The sequence below is a fragment of the Pseudomonas sp. R84 genome (assembly GCF_009834515.1).
In the GTDB taxonomy this organism is placed as follows: domain Bacteria; phylum Pseudomonadota; class Gammaproteobacteria; order Pseudomonadales; family Pseudomonadaceae; genus Aquipseudomonas.
Map to the genome: position 1 here is coordinate 2,974,916 of NZ_CP019426.1, position 11,749 is coordinate 2,986,664.

Sequence of the window (11,749 nt, forward strand, 5' to 3'; positions counted from 1 at the left end):
TTTCTGGCCTGTCGGCAACGCGCGCCGACTGCTAGCCTGCTGCGCGACCGTTTGGCTGGCCTCTGGCTGCGTTTGCCATCATGGACTAGATTTATTCACCTGCACATCGTACGCGTTGCGATCTCGCCGAGGAGACAGCATGACCCTGTGGTCGCATTCCAGCCCCAGCCCCAGCCCCAGCGCCAACCCGCCGACGTTGCGCGAGCCAGTGGTTTATGTGGTCGACGACGACGCCTCGATGCGCCAGGCCCTCGACGGTTTGCTGCGCTCCATCGGCCTGCAGGTGCAGACCTTCGAAACCTCCCAGGATTTTCTCGCATCGGCCAAACGTGACGTGCCCGGTTGCCTGGTGCTCGATGTGCGCCTGCGCGGTGAAAGCGGTCTGACTTTACAGGAGCAGATGGAAAAGACCGGCGTGCGCATTCCCATTGTGTTCATGACCGGACACGGCGATATCGCCATGACCGTCAAGGCGATGAAGGCCGGCGCGGTGGACTTTCTCGCCAAGCCGTTTCGCGATCAGGACATGCTCGACGCCGTGGCCAGCGCGCTGGCCCGCGACAGTGCGCGGTTGCTTGCCGAGCAGTCTGGCGCGGTTATGCGCCAGGCCTACGAGACATTGACGGTGCGCGAACGTGAGGTGCTCAGTTTTGTCATTGTCGGGCTGATGAACAAACAGATCGCCGCGCAACTCAACCTCAGTGAAGTGACGGTGAAAGTTCATCGCGGCCAGATGATGAAGAAACTTTCGGCACGCTCGGTGGCGGATCTGGTGCGCATCGCCGAAGCCCTGGGCATCGAGCCGGCGCGGCGCAACGCTTGAACGGCGGTCTTCGCTAAAAATCGCGGGTCATCCACCGCGTGGCAGAAAACCCTTTGACGGTGTCGACACAGATGGCCAGCAAAAAACAGATTTTGTGGGACGACGGCGAGCGGGTGTTTACCCGCGAACGCGGCCAGGGGGAGGGCAGCCGCAATGTTCTGGTAATGCGCCCGACCCTCGCTCAGCCGCTGCCTGCGACCCTCGATCGACTGGCGCACGAATACAACCTCAAGGACGATCTCAACGGTGAATGGGCGCTGCAACCGCAAGCCCTTGAACGCGCAGGCGCAACCACGCGTCTGCTGTTCGACGACCCCGGCGGCGAGCCGCTGTCACGTTTATTGATCGCGCCGCTGGACACCGAAACCGGCCTGCTGCTGGCCATCAACATCGCCGTGGCGCTGGGCCGCCTGCACCAGTGCGGGCTGGTGCACAAAGACCTCAAGCCGCAACACATTCTGGTCAATTGCAGCGACGGCCAGACACGCCTGACCGGCTTCGGCCTCGCCTCACGTCTGCCCCGTGAACGACAGGCGCCGGAACCACCGGAAACCATCGCCGGCACCCTCGCGTACATGGCGCCGGAACAAACCGGGCGGATGAACCGCTCGATCGATTCGCGCAGTGATCTGTATGCCTTTGGCGTGACCCTTTATCAGATGCTCACCGGCTCACTGCCGTTCAGCGCCAATGAACCGATGGAATGGGTGCATTGCCACATCGCGCGGTTACCGATGCCGGCGTGCGAACGGGTGGCCACCGTGCCGGCGATGCTTTCGCGGGTGGTCATGAAGTTGCTCGCCAAGACCGCCGAAGAGCGCTATCAAACCGCAGCCGGCGTCGAGCATGACCTGCGTCGTTGCCTGAACGATTGGCAGCGCGCCCGGCACATCGAGACATTTACCCTGAACGAACAGGGCGCGATCGATCGCCTGCTGATCCCGGAGAAACTGTACGGGCGCGAGCGCGAAGTGCAAACGCTGATCGATGCGTTCGCACACGTGGTGCAGAGCCAATCGCCGAAACTGGTGCTGGTGTCCGGTTACTCAGGCATTGGCAAATCCTCGGTAGTCAGCGAGTTGCATAAAGTGCTGGTGCCGTCGCGGGGGCTGTTCGCCTCCGGCAAGTTCGATCAGTACAAGCGCGATATTCCCTATGCGACGCTGGTTCAAGCCTTTCAAGGGCTGGTGCGCACGCTGCTGGGCAAGCGCCGCGAAGTGCTCGTTGAATGGCGCGCGGCGCTGTTGCAGGCGCTGTCGCCGAACGCGCGGCTGATGACCGAATTGATCCCCGAACTGAAACTGATCATCGGCGATCCGCCAGCGGTGCCGGAGCTTGAACCGCAACAAGCGCAGCAGCGTTTCCTGCGGGTGTTGCAGCGCTTTATCAGCGTGTTTGCCCGACCGGAACACCCGTTGGCGCTGTTTCTTGATGACCTGCAATGGCTGGATGCGGCGACGCTGGATCTGCTCGAAGAGCTGCTGACCCGCGCAGAGGTTGGCCACCTGCTGCTGGTCGGCGCCTACCGCAATAACGAGGTCGATGCCGACCACCCGCTCAGCAGCAAACTCAAAGCCATTCGTAGTGCCGGCGCGCACATCGCCGAGATTCGCCTGACCCCGCTCGCGGGTGTGCACATCGAACAACTGATCGCCGAATCGTTGCGCTGTCCACCCGCGAGCATCGTCACGTTGGCGCGACTGGTGCTGGACAAGACCGGCGGCAATCCGTTTTTCGTCATCCAGTTCCTCCAAGCCCTCGCCGAGGAAGAACTGCTGATTTACGACCATCAGCTCAATCGTTGGCGCTGGGATCTTGAGCTGATCAACGGCAAAGGCTACACCGACAACGTTGTCGATCTGATGGTCGGCAAGCTTGCGCGTTTGCCGCTGGAAACCCGGCAGGCCCTGCAACAACTGGCGTGCCTGGGCAACGTCGCGCGGATCGACACCCTGGCCACCGTGCTCGATCTGTCCACGGCGCGCGTACACGCGGCGCTGTGGCCGGCGGTGCGCCAGGATCTGGTTGAACGTCTGGACGGCGCCTGTGCGTTTGCCCACGACCGTGTGCATGAGGCGGCTTACTCGCTGATCGCCGAAGCCGAACGTGCGCAGACGCATTTGCGCATCGGCCGGCTATTGGCGCTGCAAACGCCGGGCGAGGGGCGCGAAGAGGCGATCTTTGAAATCGTCGGCCAACTCAACCGTGGCACCAGCCTGATCAGCGCCCGGGCCGAGCGTGAACAACTGGCCGAATTCAATCTGCTCGCCGGTCAGCGCGCCAAGGCTTCGACCGCTTACACCTCAGCGCTGACCTACCTGGGCGCGGGTGCAACAGTGCTTGGCGCACAAGGCTTCGACAGCCGCCATGAGTTGGCGTTTGCCCTGGAGCTGAACCGCGCCGAGTGCGAATTTCTCACCGGGCAATTGGCACTGGCGGATGCCCGTTTGCAGGGTCTGGCCGAGCGCGCGGCAACCACCGTGGAGCGTGCGGCCGTGACGTGTTTGCACATGGATGTCTACCTGTTGCTCGATCGCAGCGACCGCGCGGTGGCAGTCTGCCTGGCCTATCTGCGTCAGGTTGGCATCGACTGGACGGCGCATCCGGACGATCAGCAAGTGCGCCGGGAATACCAGCAGATCTGGACGCAACTGGGTGAGCGCAGCATCGACCAATTGATCGACCTGCCGCTGATGGAAGATCCGGCCTCACTGGTGACGCTGGATGCGTTGAGCAAACTGTTGGCCCCGGCGTTGCAGTCCGATGCGAACCTCGCATGCCTGACCATCTGTAAAGCCGTCAGTCTGAGTCTGGAGCACGGCAATTGCGACGCCTCCTGCATGCTCTACGCCAACGTTGTGCGGGTCGCCGGGCGGCGCTTCGGTGACTACACCAGCGGTTACCGCTTTGGCCGTTTGGGCTGCGATCTGGTCGACCGCCGTGGCCTGACACGCTACGAGGCGAGCACGTATCTGTGTTTCTCGATTTTCGTGGTGCGCTGGATGCGCCCGGTGCGCGAGTGCCGTGAGTTGCTGCGCCGCGCGCTCAGCGCCGGCAACCGCAGCGGCGATTTGCCCTATGCAGCCTATGCCGGCAACAGCCTGATTTCCGACCTGTTGTTTATTGGCGAACCGCTGGCGGAAGTGCAGGTTCAAGCTGAGGCGGGGCTGGCTTATGCGCAGAAAATCCGCTTCGGGCTGGTGATCAGCTTCATGAGTTGCCAGCGGGCACTGATCCGCATGTTGCGCGGGCAGACTGCGCAGTTCGGTAGTTTCAACGATGAACAGTTCGATGAAGCGCGTTTCGAGGCGAACCTCGCCGCGCCTGATCTGGCGCTGGCTCGGGGCAAGTATTGGGTGCGCAAGTTGCAGGCGCGCTATCTGGCCGGGGATTACGCGGCGGCCGCTGACTGCGCGGCTCAAGCGCGGGAATTGATGTGGGTGATCTCCTCGTTTTTCGAGGAAGCCGAATACCATTTCTACGCCGCGCTGACATTGGCCGCCCACGGCGATGCCAATAGCCATCAACTGCAACGCTTGGCAGAACACCACGATCAACTGCAGACCTGGGCGCAACAGTGTGCCGAAACCTTCGCCAGTCACGTGGCACTGGTCGGCGCGGAAATCGCGCGGGTTGCGGGGCAACTGATCGAAGCAGAGTTGCTGTACGAACGGGCGATTCAATTGGCGGCGGATAACGGTTTCGTTCACATCGAGGCTTTGGCCAACGAACTGGCGGCGCGTTTCTACGGTGCTCGCGGTCTGGCGAAAATCGCCCGTGTCTACCTGCAAGATGCGCGCTACGGTTACTTGCGTTGGGGCGCCGATGGCAAGGTGCGACAACTGGAGCGACGGCACCGTTTTCTGCGCCAGGAAGACGCGCTGCCCAGCCCGACTGCGACCATCACCACTGCCGTCGAGCATCTGGATCTGGCCACGGTGCTCAAGGTTTCCCAAGCCGTGTCTGGCGAAATTGTTCTCGACCGGCTGATCGAAACGATCATGCGCACCGCCATCGAACAGGCCGGCGCCGAGCAGGGTGTGCTGATTCTTGCCGAAGGCGAGACGCCGTATATCGCCGCGCGCACCCGCATTGGCGACAGCAGCACATTACTTTGCAATGAACCGGTCAATGCGATGGCTTTGGCGGAGTCGGTGCTCTACCAGACCTTGCGCACCGGCGAAAATCTGTGTCTGGACGATGCCGTCGCCGATCCGGCATTCGCCGCTGACCCCTATATGCACCAGCACGGCGCCCGCTCGATCCTGTGCCTGCCGTTGATGAATCAGGGCCGGGTCGCCGGGGCGTTGTACCTGGAGAACAATCTGTCGGCGGGGGTGTTCAGCCCAGCGCGTATTGCCATTCTGCGGCTGGTCGCTTCACAAGCTGCCATCTCGCTGGACAACGCGCGGCTGTATCGCGACGTCGCCGAGCGTGAAGCGAAGATTCGCCGGCTGGTCGATGCCAACATCATCGGCATCATCGTCTGGAGTGTCGAAGGGGAAATCATCGAGGCCAACGACGCGTTCCTGCGCATGGTCGGCTACCAGCGCGATGATCTGCTCTCGGGAAACGTGCATTGGCGCGACATGACCCCGCCGGCTCGGCGCGCCGAAAGCGAAGCGGCGCTGGCGACGGCGATCCGCACCGGGCGCACTCAGCCGTTCGAAAAGGAATACATCCGCAAGGACGGCAGTTGCCTGCCGGTGATCGTCGGTCTGGCCGCGTTTGAAGCCAGTCAGCAACAGGGCGTGGCGTTCGTCCTCGACCTGAGCGAGCGCAAACAAGCGGAAGAACAAGTGCGCGAAGGCGAACGCCGCTATCGTCAGGTGCAAGCGGAACTGGCCCACGCCAACCGCGTGGCGACCATGGGCCAGCTTGCGGCGTCCATCGCTCACGAAGTCAACCAGCCGATCGCCGCCACCGTTACCAATGCCAACGCCGCGCTGCGCTGGCTCGGCGCACAACCGCCGAACACCGATGAAGTCGAGCAGGGCCTCAGGTGCATCATCAGCGATGGCAACCGCGCGGCCGACGTACTCGGCCGAATCCGCGCATTGATCCGCAAGACGCCGCCGCAACGGCAAGCGCTGGACCTCAATGCGGTGGTGGACGAAATGGTCGGGTTTACCCGTGGTGAGGCGACTCGATACGGGGCTGTGGTGTCCGTGCAACTGGCCAGCGACTTGCCGGCGGTATTGGCGGACCGGGTCGAGTTGCAACAGGTCCTGCTCAATCTGATCGTCAACGCCCTGGAGGCGATGGCTGTGAGGGAGGAGGGCGAGCGCCGGCTGTCCATCACCAGTGATTACGTCGGCGAAGACGTGCGGATCACGGTCAGTGACTCCGGGCCGGGGTTTGCCTGTGAGCGCGCGGAAGAAGTCTTCACCGCGTTCTACACCACCAAAGCCACCGGGCTGGGGATGGGGCTGTCGATCTGTCGCACGATCATTGAGGCGCATGGCGGACGCTTGTGGGCGGAGGCGAATGCGCCTTGTGGGGCGCGGGTTGTGTTTGCGTTGCCGAGTCATGAGGCATTGCAGCGAACATAGGTTGCAATGTGCGCACGGTGACCACTTGGTTTTCATCGTGAACACGTAGTTCTCGAATGTCGATATCAGACACGATCATGGCGCAATCAGTCTACTGGCTCACCGGGCAGGCCGGGTAAGGTGAGGTGTCTTTAAGTCAAGATAACCCCATGCAGATCATGGGGTTGATAAGAACTGCGGCGGTTGAGGGGGCTTCTTTCGGGGAGTTTTACAGGCAACGATGATGATCGTTTGCTCACAGCAACTCGCTTAAATGTCGATCAGCAGAGAATAAAAAACTAATGATCAGCCCTAACTCCATGGATTCGAGTAGCCAATTGGCGCAGGGCTTCAAGCCTCGTCACGTCACCATGCTATCCATCGCCGGGATTATCGGTGCCGGTTTGTTCGTAGGCTCAGGGCATGCCATTGCCGCAGCGGGGCCGGCGGTTCTGCTGGCTTATCTGTTCTCGGGTCTGCTCGTCGTGCTGGTCATGCGCATGCTCGGCGAAATGGCGGTGGCTAACCCGGACACCGGCTCGTTCTCGACTTATGCCGATCAGGCGATCGGTCGTTGGGCGGGCTTCACCATCGGTTGGCTCTACTGGTGGTTCTGGGTGTTGGTGATTCCCATCGAAGCGTTGGCGGCCGGCCATGTTTTGAACCAGTGGTTTCCTCAGGTCGATGCCTGGTTGTTCGCCTTGGGCTCGATCATTGCGCTGGTGGTGACCAACCTTTTCAGCGTGTCCAAGTACGGTGAATTCGAATTCTGGTTCGCCATGGCCAAGGTTGTGGCGATCATCGGTTTTATCGGTGTCGGTTTTGCCGTGTTGATGGGCTGGATTCCCGACAGGGAAGTCAGCGGGTTGAGCGGGTTGATGGCCGACCACGGCGGATTTGCGCCCAACGGTCTGTCGGCGGTGGTCGGCGCTTTCATCACTATCATGTTCAGTTTCATCGGTACCGAAGCGGTGACCATCGCCGCTGCCGAATCCAACGACCCGTCGCGAAACATTGCCAAGGCCACGCGCTCGGTGATCTGGCGTATCGGCGTGTTTTACCTGCTGTCGATCTTCGTCGTGATCTCCGTGGTGCCCTGGAATGATCCGTTGCTGGCCTCGGTCGGCTCTTATCAGCGTGCCCTGGAAATCATGAACATTCCCCACGCCAAGTTCATGGTCGACGTCGTCGTGCTGATCGCCGTGGCCAGTTGCATGAACTCCTCGATCTACATTGCCTCGCGCATGCTTTACTCGCTGGGCCGTCGTGGCGATGCGCCGAAAATCCTCAAGGCGACTTCATCGGCAGGCGTGCCCCGCGCGGCCGTTATCGCCAGCACCGTGCTGGGGGCGTTGATCACGGTGTGGAGCTACTTCATGCCCGCCGGGCTGTTTCAATTCCTGCTGGCCAGCTCCGGCGCGATTGCCTTGCTGGTGTACTTGGCGATCGCGGTTTCGCAGTTGCGCATGCGGCGGATTTTGCAACAGCGCAACGTCGAGTTGACCTTTCGCATGTGGCTGTTTCCGTGGCTGACGTGGCTGGTGATCGTGTTCATCTGCGCGGCGCTGGCGGTGATGATGATCACTCCGCAACATCGCACCGAAGTCACCACAACCATTGGATTGGCGTTGGCGATTTCCTTTATCGGCCTGGTGACGTCGCGTCATCCTGCGCCGGCGGCGAGGGTCACGTCGGTGTGGTAGGCGTTCGCGCCGAACCTGATACTCCCTTGGCGAAGGCCGAGGGATATGACCGACGCCTGCATCTCAGGCCGATCTTTATGAGGACATGATGTCATCGACCCCCTCCGTGGCCGACGGTAAAACTCAAACCGTTGGTTTTCTGCTGTTGGACAAATTCACCCTGATGTCGCTGGCGTCCGCCGTCGAGCCATTGCGCATGGCCAATCAACTGACAGGGCGAACGCTGTATCGCTGGCATACGTTCAGCCCCGGTGGCGCGGCGGTCTGGGCCAGCGACGGCGTGCCGATCACGCCGGATGGAGCGTGGAGCAATCCCGCTGTGGCGGACACGGTCATCGTCTGCGGTGGCGTCGGCATCCAGAGTTCGATTACCCGCGAGCACACGACTTGGTTACAAGCCTTGGCGCGTCAATCGAAGCGCTTGGGCGGGGTGTGCACCGGCAGTTGGGCGCTGGCCAAAGCCGGGTTGCTCGACGGCTACGAATGCAGCGTGCATTGGGAGTTTCTGGCGGCCATGCAGGAAGCTTTCCCGCGCGTCAGCGTCAGCACCAGCCTCTTTACCCTCGACCGCAACCGCTTCACCAGTTCCGGCGGCACTGCGCCGCTGGACATGATGCTGCACCTGATTGCCCGCGATCATGGCCGTGAACTGTCCGCTGCCATTTCCGAGATGTTCGTCTACGAGCGCATCCGCAACGAGCAGGATCATCAGCGCGTGCCGCTCAAGCATGTGGTCGGTACGCATCAGCCCAAGTTGCAGGAAGTGGTGGCGTTGATGGAGGCCAATCTTGAGGAACCGATCGATCTCGATAACCTCGCCGAATACGTCGATCTGTCACGGCGACAGTTGGAGCGGCTATTTCAGAAATACCTGCAATGCACGCCGTCGCGCTACTACTTGAAGTTGCGGCTGATTCGCGCACGACAACTGCTCAAGCAGACGTCTTTGTCGATCGTTGAGCTGGCGTATGTGTGTGGGTTCGTCTCAACGCCGCATTTCTCCAAATGCTACCGCGAGCACTTTGGCGTGCCACCGAGTGACGAGCGCTCAGGTTCCGAGATGAGTCGCAAACCGGTAATGCAGCCGTCAATGCTCAGGCCGCTGACGACGCTTGATCAGGCACGTAATGAATCGACGTTTGCCAGTGTTCGGATGATGGAGCGTACGGATCTGGCGTCGACGGGCTGATCGCTCGGGACGGGTTATCACAGCAGATTCTGCATCCGTATAGTTCTTGCTCCATCAGGTGATTGCCCATAAACCCTCCTGTTCAGGTCAATGAAGCCGGTGAGTCACCGGCACGAGGAGGGATCATGGACGTCACCGCAATTCCCGAAGGTTTCGCCCCGTTTACCCGCAGCAGCCCGTTGCTGGATTTGCTTGGCCCGATCTACGCGAGGGGTAGCGGGCTGCAATTGGAGCTGGGCTTATTGACTGACTCACGCCATGCCAATGGCCGTGGCACGTTGCATGGCGGTGTCTTGGCGACGTTGGCCGATGTCGGCATGGGCTACGCCATGGCCTTTTCCAGCGACCCTCCGCAGCCATTGATCACGGCGAGCATGACTCTGGATTATCTCGGCGCCGTAAAAATGAACGAGTGGCTGGAAGTGCGTTTGGAGTACTCGAAAAAAGGCCGGCAGTTGGCGTTTGCTGCTGTCAGTTTGCATGTTGGGGAGCGTACGGTGGCGCGGGCCAGTGCGGTGTTTGCGGTGCCGGTGAGTTGAAAATGTGTGTCCATCAAGAGCTGGGCCATCGATAGACTGCGTCTTGGGGAATAGTGGGTAAATATTTCCATGTCTCGGATGATTGCTTCTGGCCGATATCCGCTCACGAACGATTGCTATCGGCCAAATCCAGTCACTCAGTTGTCGATGTTTTTCCAGCGCAACGGCGTGCACTCCGAAACTCCGACCGACGCTGCTTCGGCGATGACCATCACTGAGTACTCATGATCCTGCCTGCCATCCTCGCACTGACCAACACCATTTCGCTGGCGGAATGAAAGCACTTTGAAACTCTTCTGACGCTAAATGCATTCTTTCACTCGAAGCCCACAGAATGACGCCATCCGTACAAATGCGAACGCTGAGTGCCGCGTATTTGCCTAAGGCCCTGTCGCGTGAGTAGAATGCGATTAATTATCAATTGTGTACTTTCCGGAATTCCGATGCGCAGCGACGAAACGCTAGGTACTGCAGATCTAGGGCTGCTCTATCGCACCCACCACTCGTGGTTACACGGCTGGCTGATCCGACGCATTGGATGTCGCGATAACGCAGCAGATTTGGCGCAGGACACTTTCGTACGTCTGCTCAATTCCCGTCAGTCCAGCCCCTTGCGCGAGCCGCGCGCCTATTTGAGCAGCATCGCTCGCGGACTGATGATTGATCAGTATCGTCGTCGCGAACTCGAACGTGCCTACCTGGAAAGCGTTGCATTGCTGCCTCAACACGAGGTCCCCTCGGAAGAAAGCCGGCTGCTGATTCTTGATGCGCTCGAGCGCATAGACCGCATGCTCGGTCTGCTTAAACCGAGAGTTCGCCAGGCGTTTTTATTTGCCCGACTCGACGGCCTGACGTGCGCGCAAATCGCCGAAAAGCTGGGTGTTTCCCGCGCGACGGTGGAACGCGACCTGGCCACGGCCCTGCAACATTGCTATCGCTTGCGTTATGTCGAGTCGTGAGTCGCAGGCGCTGGATCCGGCCATTGTCGAGCAGGCGATCCAATGGCTGGTGCGCCTTCGCTTCAATCCAGCCGATGAACAAACACAGCGCGCTTTTGAGCACTGGCTGCAGCAGCGCCAAGATCATGTCTTGGCGTGGCAGCGAGTGGAAACGCTTGGGGATGAACTCGCAGGCGTGCCAGCCCAACTGGCCCGACAAACCCTCAATGGCAGCAATCAAGGAATGCGCCGGCGGGAAAGCCTGAAGCTACTGGGCATATTGGCGACTGTTGGCACGGCAGCCTGGCTCGGCCGCGACTACACACCCGTTCCCGCCATGCTTGCGCAACAACGCAGCAGCACCGGCGAGCAACGACGCTTCCAACTCGATGACGGCAGCCTTATCCAGCTCAATAGCGACAGCGCCGTCGACAGCGATTTCGACGCCCAGCGACGCCTGATCATCCTGCGACGGGGTGAAATCATCGTGAATGTCGGTGCGGATCAACACTCGCCTCAAGCGCGACCGTTCTGGGTGCAATCACGTGACGGGATCATGCGCGCGCAGAGTTCGCGCTTTCTGGCGCGCGAACGTGACGATGGCACGCTGGTCGCGGCTCAGGATGGGTCAGTTACGGTTTTCCCCGGCTCCAGTCAAACGCCTGCGAGCCGCAGCGTCCAGGCAGGCAATCAGTTGCTGTTCACAGCAAGTGGCGCGCGAATGTTCAGGGACAACGGCCTTGATCTATGGAGCTGGGCGGACGGGGTGATCAGTGCGCGCAATATGCGCCTCAATGATTTCATCGTGGAGTTGTCGCGTTATCGCCCCGGGGTATTGCGCTGCGCCGAAGAGGTTGCCGATCTTCGCGTTTCCGGCACTTTCCAGCTCGCCGACAACGATCAGGTGCTGGCATTGATCGCGCAATCACTGCACTTGCACATTGATTATCGGACCCGTTATTGGGTGACCGTGACCGCTGCCACCTGAGTCCATCACAACTTTTTTGCGCTGCCTGAAAAATAATG

Annotated in this window: 7 protein-coding genes; all 7 read left to right on the forward strand. The window is 60.6% G+C overall.

Features of this window, described 5'->3' with window-relative positions:
* The first annotated feature begins 139 nt into the window (after nt 1-139).
* The 7 genes from PspR84_RS13220 to PspR84_RS13250 all read left to right on the forward strand — a co-directional run bounded on the left by PspR84_RS13220 (nt 140) and on the right by PspR84_RS13250 (nt 11,711).
* Complete coding sequence (locus PspR84_RS13220) at nt 140-823, forward strand: response regulator transcription factor (RefSeq protein WP_160057594.1); 684 nt, start codon at nt 140-142, stop codon at nt 821-823.
* Between the two features lie 71 nt (nt 824-894).
* Nucleotides 895-6,375, forward strand: coding sequence for an AAA family ATPase (locus tag PspR84_RS13225; RefSeq protein WP_160057595.1), 5,481 nt, complete (start codon nt 895-897; stop codon nt 6,373-6,375).
* A 281-nt stretch (nt 6,376-6,656) separates the two neighbouring features.
* Nucleotides 6,657-8,057: a GABA permease gene (gabP, locus tag PspR84_RS13230; RefSeq protein WP_160057596.1), complete on the forward strand. Its 1,401-nt coding sequence runs from the start codon at nt 6,657-6,659 to the stop codon at nt 8,055-8,057.
* Between the two features lie 88 nt (nt 8,058-8,145).
* Nucleotides 8,146-9,246 (forward strand): GlxA family transcriptional regulator, encoded by a 1,101-nt coding sequence (locus PspR84_RS13235; RefSeq protein ID WP_160057597.1) that lies wholly within the window; start codon nt 8,146-8,148, stop codon nt 9,244-9,246.
* Nucleotides 9,247-9,371: 125 nt separating this feature from the next.
* Nucleotides 9,372-9,785, forward strand: a complete 414-nt coding sequence (locus PspR84_RS13240) for a PaaI family thioesterase (protein ID WP_160057598.1) — start codon at nt 9,372-9,374, stop codon at nt 9,783-9,785.
* Nucleotides 9,786-10,228: 443 nt separating this feature from the next.
* Nucleotides 10,229-10,744 (forward strand): sigma-70 family RNA polymerase sigma factor, encoded by a 516-nt coding sequence (locus PspR84_RS13245; protein WP_160057599.1) that lies wholly within the window; start codon nt 10,229-10,231, stop codon nt 10,742-10,744.
* Entirely contained in the window at nt 10,731-11,711 is a 981-nt protein-coding gene (locus PspR84_RS13250; protein WP_160057600.1) for a FecR domain-containing protein, read from the forward strand. The genes PspR84_RS13245 and PspR84_RS13250 overlap by 14 nt, the downstream gene beginning before the upstream one ends.
* The last annotated feature ends 38 nt before the right edge of the window (nt 11,712-11,749 follow it).

Coding starts and splice junctions, on each gene's coding strand:
- PspR84_RS13220 (WP_160057594.1), top strand. CDS start 140: ATGACCCTGTGGTCGCATTCCAGCCCCAGCCCCAGCCCCAGCGCCAAC.
- PspR84_RS13225 (WP_160057595.1), top strand. CDS start 895: ATGGCCAGCAAAAAACAGATTTTGTGGGACGACGGCGAGCGGGTGTTT.
- gabP (WP_160057596.1), top strand. CDS start 6,657: ATGATCAGCCCTAACTCCATGGATTCGAGTAGCCAATTGGCGCAGGGC.
- PspR84_RS13235 (WP_160057597.1), top strand. CDS start 8,146: ATGTCATCGACCCCCTCCGTGGCCGACGGTAAAACTCAAACCGTTGGT.
- PspR84_RS13240 (WP_160057598.1), top strand. CDS start 9,372: ATGGACGTCACCGCAATTCCCGAAGGTTTCGCCCCGTTTACCCGCAGC.
- PspR84_RS13245 (WP_160057599.1), top strand. CDS start 10,229: ATGCGCAGCGACGAAACGCTAGGTACTGCAGATCTAGGGCTGCTCTAT.
- PspR84_RS13250 (WP_160057600.1), top strand. CDS start 10,731: ATGTCGAGTCGTGAGTCGCAGGCGCTGGATCCGGCCATTGTCGAGCAG.